This window comes from Brevibacillus sp. DP1.3A (assembly GCF_013284245.2).
Taxonomy (GTDB): domain Bacteria; phylum Bacillota; class Bacilli; order Brevibacillales; family Brevibacillaceae; genus Brevibacillus.
Genome location: NZ_CP085876.1, coordinates 815,547 through 839,225 on the forward strand (window position 1 = coordinate 815,547; position 23,679 = coordinate 839,225).

Genomic DNA, 23,679 nt, shown 5'->3' on the forward strand with positions numbered 1-23,679 from the left:
CTTCTGTATGAGAGAAATGGAAGAGCTGCTATGCCGGCTGCTATGGCAGCAGCTTCGAACCATGGGGGAATTTGCGGAAGCCAGTTCTATTACGTCCGCATCAATGGCAGCAGCAGGAATAGACGGTAAATATGAGCGCTGGTTTGAGCACACCCTGGCCGTTCTGACAGAACACGGCTGGCTGAGGATGAAGGATACGGCTTATTTTGCTAATGATCGAAGCAACGGGCTGGAAGCCGCATGGAGCGAGTGGAATAACCGCAAACAGGCCTGGCTGGAAGATTCGAGCTTGCGCGCACGGGTCACCTTGCTTGATGCGGTGCTTCATCGGCTCCCGGACATCTTAACAGGCAAGCTGCCAGCTACAGATGTCCTTTTTCCTAACTCTTCCATGGAATTGGTTGAAGGTATTTATAAAGACAATGAGATTGCGGATTACTTTAATGAGGGAATGGCTAATGCGGTTGTTGCCTATATCGAAGCAAGTTTGAAACAAAATCCGCATGCGCGGTTTCGATTGCTGGAAATCGGTGCGGGCACAGGCGGGACGAGCGCCATGGTGATCCGTAAGCTTACGCCGTATCAGGACCGGATAGCGGAATATAAGTATACGGACATTTCGCAGGGATTTCTTCAGCATGCTGAAGCCGTCTTTAGAACGAAGGCGCCATACTTGTCCTGCCAGCTCTATCATGTCGAGAAGCCTTGCGCCGAGCAGCAAATTCAAACAGGTGTCTACGATCTTGTGCTTGCGTCAAATGTGCTTCACGCGACGGCGAATATTCGGTCAACCCTCAGAAACGCCAAGACGCTGCTGAAAAAAAACGGTCTGCTGCTCATCAATGAGATCAGCGTCAATTCGCTGTTTGCCCATCTAACATTCGGTCTGCTGCAAGGGTGGTGGCTATATGAGGATCAAATGATTCGGATCCCGGGCTGTCCAGGCCTTTACCCGGAAGCCTGGAGAAGGGTTCTGAGTCAAGAAGGCTTTCAGCACGTGCTGTTCCCCGTCAAGGAAGCTCATGCGCTGGGGCAGCAGATCATTATTGCCCAAAGCGACGGTATCGTTCGCCAATCGCGAATCAGCGAAGCTGATGTTGCAGGGATGGAGGCAGCGGCCGGTTCTGCTTCCATCACGGTGCAGAAGACGGGGAAAGACTCTGTCTCTGTACATGAAGCAATGGACGAAGGACAAGTTAAACGCCGCATCCGGAGTATATTAATGGACAACTTGTCCGTATCGCTAAAGCTCGACAAACAGCGCATCGATACGGATGAATCGTTCTCTGATTACGGCTTGGATTCCATTACCGGGGTTCAATTCGTTAAGCAGATCAACAACGTCTTGGGGACGGCCTTACCCACGACGATTTTGTTCGATTACAGCTCGATCCGGAAATTGACCGATTATTTGTGGAGTGCGTTCGGTCCGGTTATTACGGCTCAATGGGCAGAAGCAGCAACAGTTGGCAACGTACCTTCCATGACCTCTGATAAGGAGGCAGGCCATCGAAAGCCGCCCGTGCAGCAAGAGAAGAAAACCGTTTCCTCCGATGATACGGACCAGTTGGGAGAGGCCTTTTATAAAGAGCCTATCGCTATCATCGGCATGAGCGGTAAATTTGCCAAATCAGATACACTCGAGGAATTGTGGAAGCACTTAGAAAACGGCGACGACCTCGTGGAGAAGGTAACGCGTTGGGACTTGTCTTCTTATATGGAGAACGATTCTTTCTGCAATTTCGGCAGCTTCATCGAAGGATTCGATCTTTTTGACCCGTTATTTTTTAACATCTCCCCGACGGAAGCTGCCTATATGGACCCGCAGCAAAGGCTTTTTCTGGAAGAGACCTGGAAGGCGCTGGAGCATGCCGGTTATGCCGGAAAGGGAATGGATGGGCGAGCTTGCGGGATTTATGCCGGATTTAATATGAATTATTACGCCGAGCTGATCGAGGATCGGCCTCCGGCACAAGCGATGTGGGGGAACGCAGGGTCCGTTATTCCCGCACGTCTATCGTACTATCTCAATCTGCAGGGTCCTGCAGTAACGGTAGATACCGCGTGCTCCAGCTCGCTTGTGGCTATCCATTTGGCTTGTCAGAGCTTGTGGAGCCGGGAGACCGAGGCCGCCATTGCCGGAGGGGTGTTTCTTCAGCCTACGCCAGGCTTTTATATTAGCGCAACCCGGGCTGGAATGCTCTCCGCAGATGGGCGATGCTATACATTCGACGACCGTGCCAACGGATTCGTTCCGGGCGAGGGTGTAGGTGTCGTCGTGTTGAAACGGCTGCAGGATGCACTGAAAGACGGCGATTCCATCTATGGTGTCATCCGCGGTAGCGCCACGAATCAAGACGGGACAACAAATGGGATAACGGCACCAAGCGCGAGGTCTCAGGAAATGCTGCTGCGTCAGGTGTATGATTCATTCGGTCTTAACCCGGCGGACATCCAATTGGTCGAGGCGCATGGGACCGGAACCCGGTTGGGCGATCCGATCGAGTACCAAGCGCTCAGCCGGGCATTCCGTCAGCATACGAGCAAAAACGGATATTGCGCATTGGGTTCGATCAAAACGAATATCGGACATACGACAGCCGCAGCAGGAATTGCGGGATTGCTAAAAATTTTGCTGGCCATGAAGCATCGGAAGCTGCCTCCTTCGCTGCATTTTCAATCGATAAATGGAAACATAGAGGCATCTGATAGTCCATTTTACATCAATACATCGCTGAAGAATTGGGAGGTTGAGGCAGGGGGGAAACGACGAGCTGCCATCAGCGCATTCGGATTTAGCGGAACGAACGCCCATATGGTAATCGAGGAAGCTCCGGATACGGCGCCGCCACGTACGCACAAGCCCGCCTACCTCATCGCACTGTCGGCGCGGACAGCCGGACAACTGCGCAGGCAAGCGGAACAAATGATGGCGTACGTCAAAGGCGAACCGGATGTCGATCTTGGACATGTAAGCTTTACGCTTCTTCTGGGCCGAAAGCACTTTCCTCACAGGATCGCCTGCATCGTGCAGAACGCCGGACAGTTGGCGGAGCGGTTGACCGCATGGCTGGAGAACGGGCAAGCCGTAGACCTGTTTCAATCCGATCCCGGAGCCGAGCTGCCTCTAGAGGAGCTCCCGAGCGATCATTATGGCTATGCCTGTATGGATGCGTGTGCGCGGGAAACTGAGCGAATGAACTATTTGGAACGGATTGCGTCGATTTTGGAGCTGTATACGCAAGGCTATGAGATGTCATTCGATCGTTTATTCGCGGATGGCCGTTACATCAGGCTGGCGCTTCCTGTTTATCCGTTTGCGCGGGAACGTTATTGGGTGCCTGAATCCGCCGCAAGACCAGCTGTCCGGACAAAACCGTCGGAGGGCGCCGTCCTGCATCCGCTGCTTCACCGTAAAATACCGGCAGTTGAAGGAACAGGCTTTCGCTCCACGTTCACCGGCCGCGAGTTTTTTCTGGCAGATCACGTCATTATGGGACGATCGTTATTACCAGGTGTAGCCTTTCTGGAGATGGCCCGAGCTGCTGTCGGGATGGCATTTGGATCAAGCAGCGGAGACTATGAAATCAGGCTGAAGGATCTGTTCTGGACCCGGCCCTATAGCGTGGACGGTCCGCATACGGAGCTTGAAATTCATATGGAAACCGGAGATAACGGTACCATTGACTATGAGGTATATGCCGCAGCAGCTGCTGACAAGGACGAAGCGGTACGCTGCCACCAAGGCAAAGCCGCGGTCGTACCGTTTTCTCGCGCGGAGAATGTAACCCTGGACGCAATCCGGCAGAAGTGCAGCTTGGCGATGCTGGATGCACAGCATTGTTATACGTCTTTCAGGCAGATCGGCATGCATTACGGTCCGACCTTCCAATGCATCGAACGCCTATATATCGGCGAGGAACAATCGCTGGTCAAGCTTCGGCTGCCGGAAGCCGCCCGGGAAACGGCCAGTCATTACGGGCTTCATCCCGGCATGCTGGATGCAGCGCTTCAAGCGGCGGGTGTCGTAGCTACAGCGGACCTCGCGGACAGAAGTAGCGTTCTTGACCGGATTAAATCGGTCATTCCTTTTGCACTTAAGGAGCTTCGTGTTTATAAGAGCTGTACATCGGACATGTGGGCCCATATAAGACGGAGCGCGAATGCGCCGTTCGATGAACGGACCCGGCAGACCGACATTGATTTGTGCGATGAACAAGGGAACGTTTGTGCACGGCTTATTGGTCTAGCATTCCGGGAGCCCAAATTGGAAGACGTAGCAGCTGAACAAGGAAATGAAACACTCTTGTGGGAGCCGGTATGGGTAGAAAAGGAGGCCGTCCGTGAAGACGACTCCGAAACGACATCGCGGCATATCGTCTTCCTATGCGAACCGAATGAATCCATCGTCAACTTCGTACAATCGGAATCTGGCCGCATGACCCGATATGTGACTTTTAGCGCAGGGTGTGCAGCGGAAATAACGGAGCGTTACGAGAACTACGCCGTTCAAATGATGGAAGAACTCAAATCCATCCATTCGGAAGGTGTTCACGGGGAGTCGCTGATCCAGATTGCTTCGTTCCGTTCGGAAAGCGATTGGCTGTTCCGGGGTCTGACCGGATTGCTTCGGACGGCATGTCTGGAGTATCCCGGTTTCATCGGGCAGTACATCGAGCTGGAACAAAATGTTCGAGCGGAGGACTTAATTCGGAAGCTTCTCGAGAACAAGAGCTGCCCGGAAGACTTTATGATTCGTTATCGCAAGGGCGTTCGACAGGTTCAGCATTGGGTTGAACGAGAGGAGATCCCTTCGGCGGCGGACATTCCGTGGAAGCATGAGGGCGTTTATTTCATTACAGGCGGTGCCGGCGGGCTGGGCTACGCACTTGCCCAGGAGATCGCAGGGAAAGTCGCCTCTCCGACGCTTGTGCTTGCCGGAAGAACGCAGGCCGGTGCAGCGATCCACGAGAAGCTTGCCGCGTTAGGAAGGTTAGGCGCACAAGCGGAGTACATGCAGATGGACGTATCCGATAAGGAGCAGACCGTTGCCGTCATCCAAGCCGTCAGGTCCAAGTACGGTCGGCTGAACGGAATCATTCATGCCGCAGGCTTGCTGAGAGACAGTCTTCTTGTTCATAAAACTAAGACTCAGGTTGCTGATGTTATGGGTGCGAAGGTAAAGGGAGTTGTCCATTTGGATGATGCAACCCGGGAGCTGGAAGTCGACTGGGTACTTGTATTCTCCGCTGCAGCGGCTGTGCTCGGCAATTACGGACAAGCCGATTACGCTGCGGCGAACGGCTTTATGGATGCCTACGCTACATATCGAAACGGTCAATCATCCGCCGGCGGTCGTAAAGGCAGAATGCTCTCCATCAACTGGCCATTATGGCAGGATGGCGGTATGCGAGTTACCCACGAAACGGAGCAGAGCCTAAGAGACAGGATCGGTATGGCTCCCATGAAGGCAATGAACGGTATGCAGGCTTTGTACCGGGCATTTGGCACCGACCGGGATCAACTGCTTTCCATGCATGGCGATCCGGAACGGTTAAGGGCCTACATCCGTTTGGTGAACCGTCCGACCCGTCCAAGGAAACCTAAAGCTCATCATCATGGGGCGGTGCTCCGGGACGAATTAACGGTATGGGTAAAACAGAAGCTGGCCGGTATTATCGGGATACCTGCGGACGATATTCACCTCGATACGGCATTCGATAAATACGGCATGGATTCCATCATGCAGCTGGATCTGATCCGCGAGCTGGAGAAGCTGACCGGAGAGTTGCCCAAAACGCTCCTTTTTGAACATAACACTGTCCGTGAGGCAGCTGCTCATTTGGCCGATCATTATGCGGAACAGATTCGAAAATCATGGCAGGCGGATGTTATGGAGCAACCTCCAGCCAAGCATATTTCCGTAACGCCGCCCTCAGGCTCGGTCCCTGTCCGTGAAGCGTTTGTCGATACGCAACGGCAGGATGTGAATTCGAATGCCTTGAAGCAGGAAGGTATCGCCATAATCGGGGCAGCGGGCAGATACCCGAAAGCCAATCAATTGGAGGAGCTGTGGGAGCGGCTCAGGTCGGGAGAGAACTGCATCACGGAAGCGCCTGCTGACCGATGGTGCCGAACGTTGCTTCGGGGGTCGTCGGTCAAAGAAACCGAACAGAAGGCCCCGTATTACGGCGGGTTTTTAGATGCGATCGATCGCTTCGACCATCGGTTGTTCGAAATGGATGCCGAAGAAGCTCGGGATCTTCCCCCGGAAGCCCGGCTCTTCCTCGAGACGGTCTGGGAAACGTTCGAGAGCGCAGGTTATTCCAAATCGGCGATACAGCATTGGCAGAACCGGGAGCAGGCCGGTATCGGCGTGTTTGCCGGAACGATGTACAGCCAATATGGCTGGCAGATGCCGTCGTTGGAGCAGGCGGCGCTTCATTCGAATCGGACCGATTGGCAGATCGCAAACCGGACATCGCATTTCTTCAACCTGACAGGTCCTAGCTTAACGGTTAATACCGCCTGCAGCAGTTCGCTTACCGCGATACATCTCGCTTGCGAAAGCCTAATGCAAAACGGGTGTTCTATGGCTGTTGCCGGCGGAGTCAACCTGACGCTTGACGTGTCCAAATACGAGGCGCTGGAGCAGGTCAATTTTCTCGCGACCGGCGGCAAGAGTAAATCGTTCGGCGACGGTGACGGTTATGTTCCCGGAGAAGGCGTCGGGGCAGTGCTGCTCAAACCGCTTTCGCTGGCTGAACGTGACGGAGACCGGATCCTCGGGGTCATCACGTACAGCGGCGTTAATCATGGCGGCGGCCGGCAAAAATATAGTGTCCCCGATCCGAAGCAGCAGGCACAGCTCATGGAATCGGCAATCAAGCGTTCGGGGGTCGATCCCGAATCGATCACCTACGTCGAGTGCGCCGCTAACGGTTCGCCGCTGGGCGATTCCATCGAGGTAGCGGCTTTACGAAGCGCTTTCTCGCGATTTACCGGCAAGCAGCAATATTGTGCCATCGGCTCGGTCAAATCCAACATCGGGCATCTTGAAGCGGCTTCCGGCATCTCGCAGCTCAGTAAAGTGCTGCTGCAATTGAAATACCGCATGCTCGTTCCATCGATTCATGCTGACGTGCGCAATCCGAATCTTAAACTGGAAGGCACGCCTTTTTACTTGCAGGAGAAATTCGAGCCCTGGGAACAGAAGGTTGACCCGTCAAATGGGAACCCGCTCCCACGCAGGAGTATGATCAATTCGTTCGGTGCTGGCGGTTCATATGCCGTGCTTATAGTTGAAGAGTATATCGGTCCGCTCATCCGGACAAAAACCGGGGCGGATGCGGCTATTGACCCGCCGTCAGAGTATCTGGCCGTTTGGTCGGCCAAAACCGAGTATAGCCTACGAAGCTATACGGATCGTATGCTACGACTGCTAAGAAAGGAACGCACTCTCCCGGCAGAAGCGCTTTCGGACTCGCTCATTCGGATTAACCACGATTTGGAATACCGTTTGGCTATCATTTATCGTTCTGTTGATGATCTGATACTGAAGCTGGAAGCGTTGAGAGCAGGGGAAGAAGTGCGTGACCCGGATATGTTCATCTCGCCAAATTGCAGGCTGGGCAAATCTGTACATGCGGTAAACACGCAACGGCAGGACCATGCTGGGGAGCTGTTCCGGATTGCCCTTCAATGGGTTCAAGGAAGATCCGTAGATTTGGAAAGTCTAAGGCATCACCCTGCAACGGGAACAGTGAATCTTCCCCATTACGCATTCGATTATGGAACGGATGATGGCGAAGCCTCCGTCCACGGAAGCGGGGAAGCCCAGCTGCGCGTGATTTTGGAGAGAGTTTCGCGCGGCGAAATGTCCAAAAGCGAGGCTATGCAGTACTTTTTCGATATCGAGGTGTAAGGATGGACATGAAAAAGGAAGAATTGGAACGTCTTCTTGAACGGGTACAAAACGGCAATCTGGAGGTCGAGCAGGCGCTTCAGGAAGTCCGGGAAGTCCAGCGGCTTGCGAGCCAGATTCCGCAACGGCCTGCTTTCGAAGCGGCCAACCGCCGGTGGACGAGAACCTATCATTACGATGAGACGCTTCTGCGTGACCACAAAGTCGGCGGCAAACCCGTTATCATAGGCGTCGCTCATGCTTCAATGGCTATGGATGCTTATTTTGCCCTCTATGAGAGGGAACGCTGCGGCCGAATTCGGAATCTTTCCTTCATCAGCCCTATAAAAGTCGATCCTGCGCAGCCGGTGATCGTCGAGATGAAGCTCGAGAAGGACAGCTATGAAGCCGCGGGCTTCGAGACCGTGTATGGGGACCTCTCCTCCGAGGACAGACAGCTCACCGCTAAAGGTGAGCTTCTTGTAGGGCCGGCAAGCAACCGGGTTTTGGATCTGGCTGGGCTGCAGGCATCAGCCGAACTGTACGAGCAGTTGGATCGGATCTATGAGATCAATCGAACCGTTGAATTAGGGCCAAGCTTCAGAACCATTCAGCGTGTATACAAAGGGCAGGACTATATTCTTGTCCGGGCTGAACTGACCGGTGAATCGGCTTCCGAGGAATCCGAATCGAGTATTCATCCTCTGCTTTTGAACAGTGCGTTTCTCTCGGTCGTCCCCCTTTTGAATAAGGCGACCGGTTGGGACGGTTATTTGCCGTTTGCGGTCAAGGATGTGCTCTTCCATAAAACCGAACGATTGCACCAATGCTGGATCCATATCCATCACTTGAAAGAATCGGACGAAATGATCGTTTTCGATGCAGAGCTGATTGAAAACACCGGCATAGTGGCGGCGGAGCTGACGGAATGTTCGATCAAGCGCCTCCGTCTGTCAGCAATCTCACGTGAAGAGACTGCAACGAATGATTCCGCTGATGGCGGAATCGAGACTCTGGAAGAGCGCATCATCGGCTATTTGGTGCGTCAGGTGGAGACGGTCACCGATGGCCAGTTAAAGTCTTGCAGCATTACGGCGAATTTAATGGAGCTTGGTCTAAACTCCGCCCAGCTTATTGCACTTACCGGCGTTATTGGACAGGAAATCGGCTCCGAGCTCTATCCGACCTTGTTCTTCGAGTACCCAAGCATGGAGGAGCTTGCGTCCTATTTTGGCAAGAAGCATAGGGAGGCCTTCCAGAAGTTGCTGGGAACGACATCTGCACCGATTGCGGAAGCAAAGCCGAAGACTCATTCGTCGACCGTTGGCCAGATCGCAGGAAACGAAGTCGACCATGAAGATATCGCGGTCATCGGGATGGACGCATTATTTGCAGAATCGTCCGATATCGAAACATTTTGGGAAAATATCGTATCCCGGAAAGATCTGATCAAAGAGATTCCGCCCGACCATTGGGATTTCCGGCCTTGGTTCGACGAAGACCGCCGGGCCAAGGATAAGACGTATTGCAAATGGGGCAGCTTTATCGATGACGTCGATAAGTTCGATGCGGAATTTTTTAACATATCGCCAAGAGAAGCCGAATGGATGGATCCGCAAATCCGTCTGCTGCTGCAAAGCGTCTACGCAACCGCGGAGGATGCAGGCGTTGTGAAGCAGTTAGGGGGAAGCAGCACGGGAGTATTTGTCGGGGTGTGTGTTCATGATTACGCAGACCGAATCGCGGAAATGAATCTCCCCGTCGATCCTCATATGGGGACAGGCAATGCGCAGACCGTCGTCGCCAATCGGGTATCGTTCATCTTTGATTTGAAAGGCCCGAGCATGGCGATAGATACAGCGTGCTCCTCGTCTTTGTTCGCTTTACATACGGCTTGCCGTTCCTTGCAAAATGGGGAGTGTAAGATGGCCTTTGTCGGCGGTGTCAATCTGCTGCTGTCGTCCTGGCACTACCGGTATTTCAGCAGTATCGGCGCCTTATCTCCCACCGGCCGCTGCCATACGTTCGATGCAGCCGCCGACGGATATGTACCGGGAGAGGCGATCGCCAGCATGCTGCTTAAACCGCTGTCGCAAGCGAAGAAAGACGGCAACCGCATCTACGCCGTCATAAAAGGTTCAGCGGCGCTGCATGGAGGACATACGCCGTCTCTTACGGCACCAAGTATCGAGGGTGAGGAACATGTCATTGCGAAAGCTTGGGAGGACGCGGGGATTGAGCCGGAATCGATCGGTTATATCGAAGCGCATGGCACTGGTACGGCACTCGGGGACCCAATCGAAATAAGCAGCTTGAAGAAAGCGTTTGAGCGTTTCACCGACAAGAAGCAGTTCTGCGCGGTCGGTTCCGTGAAGTCGAATATCGGCCACACGGAAGGTGCTGCCGGAATCGCCGGCGTCATCAAAGTCATCCAACAGATGAGACATCGGGAAATACCGGCAATGCCGAAGCTTAATCAAATAAACCCTTACATCCAACTAGAAGACTCGGCGCTTTACATTAACCGGGAGAATCAATACTGGGACAAAAGGGACGGACTTCCGAGACGGGCGGGTGTCAGCTCCTTCGGCTTTTCCGGCTCCTATGCCCATGTCGTCATCGAAGAATATGTGGAAGAAGCATCGGCCGCTCTGGTAATAGGAACTCCTTATGCGCTGATATGGTCGGCCAAAAATGAAGAACAGCTGCGTGAGCAGGTTCGCCAGTTCGTAGAGTGGATGAGCAAATCGAAAAATAGCGAAGCGGAATTGGCGCAGATTGCTTATACGCTGCAGACCGGCAGGGATGAGCATGAAGAACGGTTGGCCATTGCCGTTGAATCGGTTGAGGAGCTTCACTATAAGCTCTCCGCTTATTTGGATGGCCGCCAAGGAATTCCGTTGCTGTACAAGGGAAGTGTTGGATCCGGCAGCAGGGGAAGCAAGCCCGAAATACTCGAGCACGAGGAAATATCGAAGGTCCTCGAACGGTGGGTTCAGGGCGGCGTCTATGATTGGAATCGCCGATACGAAGCGCTAAAGCCTCGTCCGATCTCGCTCCCAACGTATCCGTTCGCCAAGGAGAGATACTGGATCCCGGATATGAGAAGCACCCAAACGGCAGCGGGTGCTGATCCGCTTCATCCGCTGCTGCACCGCAATACGTCGGATTTCACCGTACAGCGCTTCAGCTCGCGGTTTGAAGGAACTGAATTTTATTTGGAGGACCACCAGGTTGAAGGCAGGCGCATCCTTCCGGGAGTCGCTTATTTGGAGATGGCCCGAGCAGCGGCTGTCCTATCTATCGGCAAGCTGCTGCCGGAGGTATCCGTCCGATTGCAACAGGTGGTATGGGCACAGCCGATCCTTGCAGGCGATGAATCTGTACATGCCCATATCACCATGAAGCCAAGCGACAATGGGACAATTGATTATCGGATTTATACCGGGGCACCGGAGGAACAAGCTGGGGAGAACGTGCACAGTCAAGGAACCGTACTGGTCGTAGAAGCGGCTGAGCCGCCCGTTTTAGATTACCATGAGATTCGGAAGCAATGCTCGCGACGACAGTTATCGACCGAGCAATGCTACGAAGCGTTCGAGGGGATGGGCATTCATTACGGTCCCTCGCATCGCTCGGTATCCGTGATTTATATCGGCGACGGGCAGCTGCTTGCGCAACTGTCGATGCCTTCATTGATTGCGGAAACAAGGGATGACTTTGTGCTGCACCCTAGCATGATGGATGGCGCCTTGCAGGCTTGCATCGGTTTGGCTGCAGTAGAATACGGGCAAGCACCGCTTGCGATGCCGTTTGCGTTGACGTCACTTGAGGTGTTCCGCGGCTGCACGCCATCTATGTGGGCTTATATCCGGACCGTCACGGAGGAAGGCAATGGTAAGGACCGGGATCTCACATTCGATATCGACTTATGTGATGACCAAGGCCATGTCTGTATCCGAATGACAGGTCTGGTAACTCGGGCGTTGACCACAAAACGAGAACTTGCGCTTCAGGCATGTTCCGCTGAAAGCCGCACAGCCATTCAGCTGCGGCCGGTTTTGATAAAAGCTGCGGCTTCCATTTTAGGAGTGAAGGAAGACGAGATTGATCCGGACGCCGAGATGGAGGAATACGGTATGGACCCGATCAAGCTGAATGAATGGGCTCATCAGCTGTTCGAAGCTTGTCAGCTTGAAATACGGCCATCCGAATTGCCCGCGTTTAAGACGATGACGATCAATACAATAGCGGAGTATCTTAGCGGATCCGGAGGAGTATCGCGAATTTTGGATGGCGATGAAGAGACGTCGCAGGACAAAGCCAAAGTGTCGGAAGCAATCGATCAAATGAACGATATGAACCGCACACTGTGCCGGATGCTTTGGGCTTATTTTTGCGAAACAGGATGGGTGGCCTCTTTATCAGCCTTCGGAGGTTACATACCCTCGGAGACGGAATTGCTGAGCTCCTATCGGAGATGGTTTCAAGAAAGCGTCGCAATGCTGGTCCGCAGCGGCTATTTAATGCCGGAGGCAGCCGGCGTTTACGCCCCAGCTCAAGAGCCAGTAACTCTCGGGCAAGCCTGGGCGGAATGGGAAGCGAACAAGAACAAATGGCTGGACCATGACGATGTCTCTGCACAAGCTTCCCTTGTGGAGGAGACGATGCGCGCACTTTCCCCGATTCTCTCCGATGGCGTTAGGCCGACGGATGTCATGTTCCCGGGTTCGTCCGCGGCGTTGGTGGAGGGCATTTACAAAAATAACCGCGTAGCCGACTTTTATAACGACCTGCTCGCGGATACGGCGGCGGATTACGTGCATGAACGGGTTGCTCTTGATCCGAATGCGAAAATACGGATTTTGGAAATTGGCGCCGGAAGCGGAGGAACGAGCGAGGCGGTGCTTCGGAGGCTGAAGCCTTATGAAGCGCATATCATCGATTATAGCTACACGGATGTATCCAAGTCGTTCTTGCTCCATGCGGAACAGAAGTATGGCAAAGAATATCCGTACCTTTCCTTCCATTTGTTCGATGTTGAACAAGCGTTGGAAGGGCAGGGAATTGCGAAGGGCAGCTTCGATATCGTGATTGCGGCCAATGTGCTTCATGCGACCCGCGATATGAAAAAGACGCTGTATCATGTCAAATCCGCACTGTGCTCAAACGGACTGCTTCTGTTAAACGAGCTTACCGGCAACACGGTGTTTAATCATGTGACATTCGGTCTGCTGGAGGGCTGGTGGCGTTATGAAGATCCGGAGCTTCGAATTCCGGGATGTCCGGGCCTGCATGTGCCGGTCTGGCAGACCCTACTTGCCCAGACAGGCTTTCACGGGATCATGATTCCTTCCGATGGACGCCTTTCATGGGACCAGCATATTATCGCCGCGTTGAGCGACGGCATATTAGATCAACCTAAGCGGCTTGCGGCCGGAGAGCGGCACGAGCGGCTTCATGACCTAACCAATACGGACCGAAGCGGTGAACATATGGAAGAACAGTGGATTGAAGATTATGTCAAGAAGACGATACGGGAATATGTCGCGCAAGCCTTGAAAATGGACGAGAAGCGTATTCAGGATGAGAAAAGCTTCTCCGAATACGGCGTAGATTCTATCGTGGCAGTCAGTCTCGTGAACAGTCTGAATCATCACTTCGGCCTTATTCTCAAGACAACGGTGCTGTTTGATTACAATAACGTGAAGCGGTTATGTGCGTTTTTGATCAAGGAGCATACGGATCAAATAACCGTTCTTCTCAAGCGGAGCGAACCGGCTGCCGACAGAGAGGAAGAGGGCGCACGAGCCCTGCAGGCATCGGCAAAGCAGCCCGTCCAAAGCGGCCTTAGCATGCCTGCTTTGAATAATCGCTTTCGATCGCAACCGGCAGGATCCCCGGCGCCTGCAGTCAGTGAGCGTCAGAGCGCTCCCCTTCCTGCGGAAGAGCCGACGTATCACCATGTCGTGATCGAGCGGCCCGGGGGCGTTGATTCGCTGCGGATTGCACAATCCGGCGTTCCGGAGATGAGATCCGATGAGGTTCGCATCGCCGTCCGTGCCTTTGCGCTGAATTTCGGCGATCTTCTCTGCTTGAAGGGTCTATACCCGACCATGCCTGCATACCCGTTCACACCGGGCTTTGAGGCAAGCGGGGTTGTTGTAGCCTCCGGTGCCGACGTATCGACCGTTCGCACGGGCGATGAAGTGATTGTGGCGCTCGGGGCTTCTTTCGGCGGACATTCCACCATGATCACATGCCGGGAAGACCAGCTGTTCAAGAAGCCGGATTACCTCACGTTTGAGCAGGCTTGCACCATTCCGGCAGCCGCCATGACGATGATCAACGCTTTCCGCAAAGCGGATCTCAAGAAAGGCGAGAAAATTCTCATCCATACCGCGGCAAGCGGAACAGGACTTATCGCGGTACAGCTTGCGCGTCATTATGGTGCGGAAATATATGTTACAGCCGGGTCCAACCGCAAGCTTGAATTTTTGGAAACGCTCGGTGTGAACTATAGGATCAATTACAGGGAGACTGATTTCGAGGAAGAGATCGACAGGCTGACTGGCGGTAATGGAATCGATGTCATTATCAATACGCTTCCCGGGGACGCCATTCAGAAAGGAATCAACTGTCTGGCGCCGGGAGGCCGTTATATCGAGCTGGCGATGACGGCACTCAAAACCGCGAAGACGATCGATTTATCAGCGCTTGATGAGAATCAGACCTTTTATAGCATCAATTCAAGAAAGCTTGCTAACGAGAATCCGGCTGAGCTGCGCGGTTATGTCGAAGAGATGCTTGCGCTTGTCGAAGCAGGAACGATAAGCCCTGTCATTGATGGGGTTATCCCGTTTGAGCGGGTGGCGGATGCGTACCGGTCTATTGAGGATCGGACGGCCATCGGCAAGCTCGTCGTTACGGTTACAGAGCCTTATCGATATCAAGAAACGGCGGCTTTAGTCAAGCGGTTGGACAATGCGGAACTGCCGAGAGCACCGCACAGCGGGGAACAAGGCAGGGAGCCGGAGCCCATTGCCGTGATCGGGATGAGCGGCAGGTTTGCCAAGTCGGAAACGCTGGAGGAATTTTGGGCCAATCTGGCAAACGGGACCGATTTGATCGAGGAGGCAAGCCGCTGGGATCTTAGCCCATACAAGGCAGGGAAAAACAGTTTCTGTTCGAAAGGCAGCTATGTTGATGCGATCGACCGTTTCGATCCGGTTTTCTTTAATATTTCGGGTTACGAAGCGAATTATATGGATCCTCAACAGCGTTTATTTCTAGAGGAAGCGTGGAAAGCGCTTGAAGATGCCGGTTATGCCGGAGCGGGAATGGATGGGCGAAAATGCGGCGTGTTTGTCGGTAGCAGCGGAAGCGACTATGCCCGACTGTTGGGCAAGCAGGCGCCGGCGCCGGCGTTTTGGGGCAATGCCGGTTCAGTCATTCCTGCACGAATCGCCTATTATCTTAACTTGCACGGACCGGCGGTAACCATCGACACCGCATGCTCCAGCTCGCTTGTTGCTGTCCACATGGCCTGCCAGAGCTTAAGGTCCGGGGAAACAGAATTGGCGCTGGCCGGCGGTGTTTTCATTCAGTCGACACCAAGCTTTTATGAGAGTGCCAATCAAGCGGGCATGCTGTCCGCGTCGGGACGGTGCCACACTTTCGATGAACGGGCAGATGGCTTTGTACCCGGTGAAGGCGTGGGGACTGTCGTTCTGAAGCGGCTCAGTGACGCCCAGGCTGACGGTGATTACATCTATGGCGTCATCAAAGGCTCAGGCATAAACCAGGACGGTACAACGAACGGTCTTACGGCTCCAAGCGCGTTATCCCAGGAGCGTCTCGAACGGGATGTTTACGATTCATTCGGTATTGATCCAGAAAGTATACAGCTGGTCGAAGCACACGGAACCGGCACGCGATTGGGCGATCCGATCGAATATCAAGCTCTGACGAATGCGTTTCGTCATTATACAGAGCGGCGGGAGTACTGCGCCATCGGCTCCGTCAAGACCAATATGGGCCATGCCGCAGCCGCTGCGGGTATTGCCAGCTTGCTCAAGGTACTGTTGGCGCTCAAATATAAGCAGTTGCCGCCGTCCTTGCATTTTAGTAACGGCAACCCCGGCATTGATTTTAAAGAAAGTCCGTTTTATGTCAATACCGAGCTGAGGAGCTGGGAGGCCGAAGCAGGAAGCAGGCGCCGCGCAGCCGTCAGCTCGTTCGGGTTCAGCGGGACGAACGCGCATCTTGTTGTCGAAGAAGCCCCTGCAATCGAGCGTAAGTCCGTCAAACGGCAGGGCTTCCTGATCGTCTTGTCGGCTTGTACGCAGGAGCAGCTGCGCCGGCAAGCGAAACAGCTCCTGGATTACAGTTTAGCCAACGCTGGCGCCGATTGCGGCAGTATAAGCTTTACGCTGCTTACAGGGCGGAAACACTTCCATCACAGACTGGCGCTTGTCGTCCGTGATACCCGTGAATTAGCGTCCTTGCTGTCTTCGTGGATCGGCAGTGAGGCCACGCCGCGGATATTCCAGTCCGAGCTAGACGCCAATGGAGCGCGGCAGCAGCTTGCTTTGAAACGATATGGAAACCAGTGTATTCGCGAGTTGCAGCATGCGGACGGCGCCTCAGACTATATGGAACGTTTGTCATCGATAGCCGAGCTTTACGTACAAGGTTATGAGCTTGATTATCACGAGCTGTTCGCGAAGGGAAGGAATTTCAAAATTCCGCTGCCTACCTATCCTTTTGCCGATGAACGGTATTGGGTGCCGGAAGTCAAACCGCATGCGGATGCGCAGACGGAAAGTGATGCGACAAAGCAAGCCGTACTCCACCCATTGGTACAAAGAAATACATCGGATTTCCAGGACATGAAATACAGCTCGACCTTTACAGGTGAGGAATTCTTCATCAGGGATCACGTCGTGAACGGCGAACCGGTTATGCCCGGTGTCGCCTATTTGGAGATGGCTCAAGCCGCGATTCGGATGATGGCGGGCGGCGAGCGGGAGAGCAGTCTCGGGATCCGTCTGAAACGAGTCGTTTGGGCACGGCCTATGATTGTGGCTGCCAAGCCTCTGGACGTTCGGATCGGGGTGAAGCGGGAACAAAACGGAGACGTCAGCTACCGGGTTACGAGCCAAATCGAGAAAGAGAGCGTTCTCCATTGTCAAGGGGCAGGAGAACTTTTCGAGATGCGGGAACGACCTGTGGTGTTGCTTGAAGCGTTGAAAACTACGCTGACGCAGAAGCGTTCCGTTCAGAGCTGCTACGAGGCATTTGAACGAATGGGTATTCAATATGGTTCCGGGCAAAGAGGATTGGACGAGGTTTACACAGGGCCGGAGGGCGTACTCGCCAAGCTCTTGCTGCCCGCGAGCGTCCAGAGCACGAAGGATCGCTACACGATGCACCCAAGCATGATGGATTCCGCCCTGCAAGCGGCGGTTGTCTTTATGGACAGGACGGAAGAGAACAAGATGAAGCTCCCGTTTGCAATCGATGAGCTTGAGCTGTTTGACCGCTGCACAACGGTTATGTGGGCTTGGCTGCGGCCAACACGCGGAGAGGCTGCAGACGGCCACATTCATAAGCTTGATATCGATCTGTGTGATGAACAAGGGACCGTATGCGTGGCAATAAAGGGATTTTCGTCCCGTTTGACGGATCGGAACACGACGGATAACGCGATTTCGTCGAACACGGATTATGCTTCCGTGAAGTCTGACCAGACCTTGTCGGATTTGCTGACTTACGTCTGGGACGAGGTGGAAGTAGAAACAAGCGGCGTCCAGCCGCCGAACCGAACCGTAATCATTGCGGAAGACGAAAGCGCGGTCGTTCGTGAAAATCAGCATGAGTGGCCAGTAGCGTCGAGCATCATCCTGAAGGCTTCGGATACGATCGAGGAGATGGCCCACAAATTAAGGGCGTGCGGCGAATTCGAGCATCTGTTGTGGATTGCGGCACGGGAACCGGTCGGAGCTGCCGCTTCGGATGCTCCCATCGAAGAACAGGAAAAGGGCGTCCTTCATCTGTTTCGACTCGTAAAGGCCTTATTGGCGCTGGGGTATGGGAGCAAGCGTATCGCCTTGAGCTTCATCACCCAGCAAGCCGTTTCGGTCCAACGCGATGACGCCGTGCGTTCTTCCGCTGCCAGCGTACACGGATTGGCCGGCGCGATCGCCAAGGAATATCCGCTATGGGCGATACGGGTTGCCGATTTGGAAGCAGGCGGCAGCCTTTCGTTTGATCAATTGTTCCGTCTGCCTGCTGACCCGGAAGGCCACGTATGGGCCTATCGGGATAACCGATGGTATCGTCAACAAATACTTCCGGTAGCCGCAGCCGTACCGAAACAAAGCCTTTACCGTCAAGGCGGTGTTTATGTCGTCATCGGCGGTGCAGGCGGGATCGGCGAGGCGTGGACCGAATATATGATCCGCCAATATAGAGGACGAATTGTTTGGATTGGCCGGAAATCGCTGGATGAAACCATTCAGCTTAAGATTGACCGACTGGGTGCGGCTTATGGGATAGAGCCGTGGTATATTTCGGCCGATGCCAAAGACAAACAGTCTTTGCAGCGATCTGTCGACGAAGTGAAGTCACGCTATGGCGCGATCCATGGCGTCATCCATTCTGCTATCGTCCTGCTGGATCAAAGCTTGGCAAATATGGATGAAGTACGCTTCCGCGCGGCGCTGTCGGCGAAAGTGGATATCAGCGCTCGGATGGCGCAAGTATTCGCGGCTGAGCAGCTTGATTTTATGCTGTTCTTTTCTTCCATTAATTCGTATACCAAACCGGCCGGTCAAAGTAATTATGCTTCCGGCTGCACCTTCAAGGATGCTTATGCCCACCGGCTTGGCAAGGAGCTGCCCTTCCCGGTTAAGGTGATGAATTGGGGTTATTGGGGAAGCGTAGGCGTCGTTGCCTCGGAGGAGTACCGGAAGAAAATGGCCTCGCTTGGCGTAGCTTCCATTGAACCGGACGAGGCAATGGCCGCGTTGGAATCGCTGCTAGTAGGAACGTTGGACCAACTGGTGATGCTGAAGATGACAAAGCCGGTGCCGCTTGCAGGAATGCTGCATGATGAACGTCTAGTCATGCAGGCTGACCGCAGCTCACTGCTTCCAGGAATTCAAAACCGCATACAGGAAGCAGATGATTCGCGACTTGGCCGTATACAATCCGATATGGGGCACCCCATGGCGTTGCTGGACGCTGCCATTTGCAAATTGATGTGGGCGATCTACAGAGAAAGCGGCTGGCTTAGTAGTGTTGAAGACGGTGCGTCCGGGATGCTGCCGGCCTACTACAGATGGCATCAAGAAACCATAGCCGCCTTCGAACGTGCTGGCTATGTTCGGCGCGAGGACGGCACGCTGCGCATATTGGACACACGCTCTCTGGATCTGGATGGAGAGTGGCGTCAATGGTACCAGACGAGAAGCGAATGGAAGAGCAACGGCAATATGAATACACAAGCCGAGTTGGCAGAAAAAACGTTGCACGCCCTCCAGCGCATTTTGGTCGGGGAATTACCGGCAACGGATGTTATTTTCCCGAACGGTTCCTTCGGATTGGTGGAATCTGTTTACAAAAACAATCTGATGGCTGATTTTTTCAATGAAGCGCTTGCGGATACGGCGGTGGCTTATGTGCAGGAACGCTTGGCGCTGGACAAGTCGGCCAAGATACGAATCCTGGAGATCGGAGCAGGTACGGGAGGGACGAGTGCGGTTGTACTCAAGCGCTTAGAACCGTATCAATCCCACATGGACGACTACCTTTACACGGATTTATCAAAGGCGTTTCTGATTCATGGAAAACAGACGTATGGGGAGCAGGCTCCTTACTTATCCTGCAAAATGGTCGATATTGAACGTCCGCTTGCCGAGCAAGGGATTGAAGAAGGAAGCTTCGATCTTGTCATAGCAACAAATGTGCTCCATGCCACTGCACGGATAAGCCGTACGTTGCGTCATGCAAAGGCAGCCCTGCGCCCGGGCGGGTTATTACTGACCAATGAGATCCATGCAAACCGCCTGTTCATGCACGTTACTTTCGGGTTATTGGAAGGCTGGTGGTTGCATGAGGATGCCGAAGTACGCATTCCCGGCAGTCCGGTGCTAACTACGGAAATGTGGCAGAGGCTTATGGCGGAGGAAGGTTTCCGGAGCATCTTCTATCCGGCACGGAAAGGTCATTTTCTCGGCGCCGCTGTCATTGCTGCGGAGAGCGACGGCGTGTACCGGCAGTACCTAAGCGGTTGCGCGAGCGTTCCGTCGGATTTCCAGGGGCAGGAGCCGCTCCCGATCAGCCCGTCCACAAGCGGCACAAACGGTGCTGGTGACGTTTCGGACCGGGCGCTCGGCTCGTTTATCCAAACCGTTATTCGAACAGCGGTGGCGGATGCACTGCAAATCGATGCAGGCCGAATCCAGGACGATCGGAGCTTCTCGGATTACGGCGTCGATTCCATCATTGCGGTCAACCTCATTAACATCATTAATGAGCACTGCGAGACGCAGCTGCAGACGACGATCATTTTTGACTATAACAGCGTCGAGCGGCTGTCCGATTGGCTGCTTCGCGAGCATCGGCAGGAACTGCTGAGCAAGTACCGGCAGCAGGATAAAAACGCAGCCCAATCCCCGCCGCAGGTCATGGCTGAAGAACGGGCCCCGGCGCCGGGAGCATCGGAGGACGGGTATCGAGCCGCAGAAGATGTAGCTGCCTTCGAACTGGCGGGAAAGAGTCAGAAGCCGCGGGTACGCCATCATATAGTCGTTGAACGCCCCGGCGGTATCGACGAGCTTCAATTGAAACAATCGGCAGTGCCGCCGCTGACGGAGCATAATGTGCTGGTTGAGGTACGCGCCTTTTCATTGAACTTTGGCGATCTGCTTTGTGCCAAAGGTCTGTATCCAGTGATGCCGCCTTTTCCTTTTACGCCCGGCTTTGAGGCAAGTGGTGTTGTCATCGATACCGGTAAGGCGGTGACCTCCGTCCGGCGTGGTGATCAAGTGGTTGTGATCGGAGGGGAGAATATAGGCGCGCAATCGACCTACATCGTATGCTCGGAGCAGTCGCTTCTTCCAAAGCCTGACTTTCTGTCCTTCGAAGAAGCTTGTTCGCTGCCGGCAGTCGGCCTTACGATGATGGACGCTTTTCGCAAAGCGGCAGTCAAACCCGGCGACAAGGTCCTTGTTCAGACGGCGGCGGGAGGAATCGGCTTGATGGCCGTACAGTTAGCCCGTCATTACGGCGCGGAAATATACGCTACCGCAGGCTCCAAAGAAAAATTGGACTATCTTGCAGGTATTGGTGTTTCAAAGCTTATCAATTACAGGGAAGACGATTTCGAGCAGGAGCTCAAGAGGCTTACGGACGGACAAGGGGTACAGATCGTTGTGAACACACTGTCCGGGGACGCGATGTCGAAAGGATTCCGGTGTTTGGCGCCGGGAGGCCGGTATATTGAGCTCGCCTTAACCGCGCTGAAGTCCGCGCGGAGCATCGACTTGTCGCTGTTGAACGAGAACAGAGCGTTCCATTCCGTTGACTTAAGAGCGTTGTCAGCCGAACAACCAGCTGCGATACAAGCTTATTGGGACGAGTTGACAGCTCTGATTAGGCAAGGGGTCATACGGCCGACAATCGGCGGCGTTTACGCACTCTCTGATTTTAAAGAAGCCTATCGTCAGTTGGAGAACCGGAAAAATATCGGCAAGATTGTGGTGCGTATACCCGGAGGCGATTACCTGTCCGAACCCGAAGCCAGTTCTTCTGCTATGGAGAATGCAAGCATGCCGCAGGTTCCAACGTCTTTAGAACCGGTGGCCATTGTCGGGATAAGCGGTCGTTTTGCTCGTTCGGATTCGGTGAAGGAGCTATGGTCACATCTTGAGGCAGGGACCGATCTGGTAGAAGAAGTGACGCGCTGGGAACTCCGTGGAAGCGGCCCGGATTCGAAAGGTGTCAAAGGCTGCCGCCATGGAAGCTTTCTAAGCTCAATTGATTGCTTCGATCCGCTTTTCTTTAACATCACCGGCGTGGAAGCCGATTACATGGATCCTCAGCAGCGCATCTTTCTCGAGGAATCGTGGAAAGCGCTGGAGGATGCTGGATACGCGGGACCGGGAGAACATACGCAGCGATGCGGCGTCTATGTCGGAAGCTGCGGCAGCGATTACGCGAGATTGTTTGGAGACGAAGCGCCGGCTCAGGCGTTCTGGGGCAATGCAGGATCCGTCATACCTGCACGGATCGCTTATTACCTGAACCTGCAGGGGCCTGCGGTAACGGTGGATACAGCCTGCTCCAGTTCGCTGGTTGCGATTCATCTTGCCTGTCAAAGCCTGTGGACAAGGGAAACGGACATGGCGCTCGCGGGCGGCGTATTCATCCAATCAACGCCTGAATTTTATACCGTCTCGAATCGTGCCAGTATGCTTTCTCCCACCGGCCGATGCCATGCTTTTGACGAAAGGGCCGACGGCTTCGTACCTGGAGAAGGCGCTGGTGCGATTGTTCTCAAACGTTTGAAGGATGCGCTTGCCGACGGCGATCATATTTATGGCGTGATCCGCGGCAGCGGCATCAATCAGGACGGCACGACAAACGGCATTACGGCACCAAGTGCGAATTCACAGGAGCGCCTGCTGCGGCATGTGTATGATACCTTCTGCATCAATCCGCGCCATATTCAGCTGGTGGAGGCGCATGGAACGGGAACGAAGCTGGGAGATCCGATTGAGTTTCAGGCGCTGACCCGGGCGTTCCGACATTACACGGACGATAAACGCTATTGCGCGGTCGGTTCGATTAAATCGAATCTCGGCCATCCGGCTGCTGCCGCAGGCATTGCGGGCTTGTTGAAAGTGATTCTGTCATTGCGTCACAAAAAACTGCCGCCTTCCCTCCATTTTGAAAAGGGCAACACAAGCATTGCTTTCGAAAATAGTCCCTTTTACGTCAATACGGAGCTTAGGGATTGGACACTTGGCGCGGGAACGAAACGAATGGCGGCCATCAGCTCATTCGGATTCAGTGGAACGAATGCGCATCTTGTTCTTGAGGAAGCTCCTCAGCCGGTTCGCAGACCGGAGGCGAGATCCGCATACTTGTTCGTGCTGTCGGGACGGACCGCGGTACAGCTGCGCCAACAGATTGAAAGGCTGGCTGCGCACTGCAGATACTCCCCGCAGTTGGACTGCGCCGCGGTCAGCTTTACGCTGCTGGCAGGACGTAAGCACTTGAAACACCGGTTTGCATGCGTCGCCGCCTCCCAGCATGAGCTACTCGAACGGCTTGGCGAATGGTTGGATAACGGCCATGCGCAAGACGTTGTCCAAGCAGAGCTGCAGCCTGTCGGGGTGCGGGATGAAGAAGAGCGGCAGATCGACGAAGTAAATCAAAGCATCCAGGCATACCGAGACAATGTCGACGGCCTGGCACGAGAGCATCTGCTGGCTTGTGCCGAGCTGTTTGTTCACGGTTATCCGCTGGACTTACGCAAGCTGTTCCTGGAAGGGGAGCAGCAGCGGATTCCATTGCCGACATACCCCTTTGCCAAAGAAAGCCATTGGGTAAAGAAAGCGGAGCAACGGAAAGAGGCGAAGACGGATGAAGACGGCTTCAGTGATCTTTTAGATCAGTTTCTCGACGAAACCATAACGTTGGAGACCGCCGTCCAGAAAGCGGAACGAATCCTATCATCTTTGTCTTAGCAGGCTTCTAACCGGGAG

At 54.0% G+C, this 23,679-nt stretch carries 2 protein-coding genes; both read left to right on the forward strand.

Translation table 11 applies throughout. From position 1 onward, the window contains the following. The first annotated feature begins 7 nt into the window (after positions 1–7). Complete coding sequence (locus tag HP399_RS04040; protein WP_173616937.1) at positions 8–7,924, forward strand: SDR family NAD(P)-dependent oxidoreductase; 7,917 nt, start codon at positions 8–10, stop codon at positions 7,922–7,924. A gap of 8 nt (positions 7,925–7,932) precedes the next feature. Beyond that, positions 7,933–23,661: an SDR family NAD(P)-dependent oxidoreductase gene (locus HP399_RS04045; protein ID WP_217367443.1), complete on the forward strand. Its 15,729-nt coding sequence runs from the start codon at positions 7,933–7,935 to the stop codon at positions 23,659–23,661. The last annotated feature ends 18 nt before the right edge of the window (positions 23,662–23,679 follow it).

Coding starts and splice junctions, on each gene's coding strand:
- HP399_RS04040 (WP_173616937.1), top strand. CDS start 8: ATGAGAGAAATGGAAGAGCTGCTATGCCGGCTGCTATGGCAGCAGCTT.
- HP399_RS04045 (WP_217367443.1), top strand. CDS start 7,933: ATGAAAAAGGAAGAATTGGAACGTCTTCTTGAACGGGTACAAAACGGC.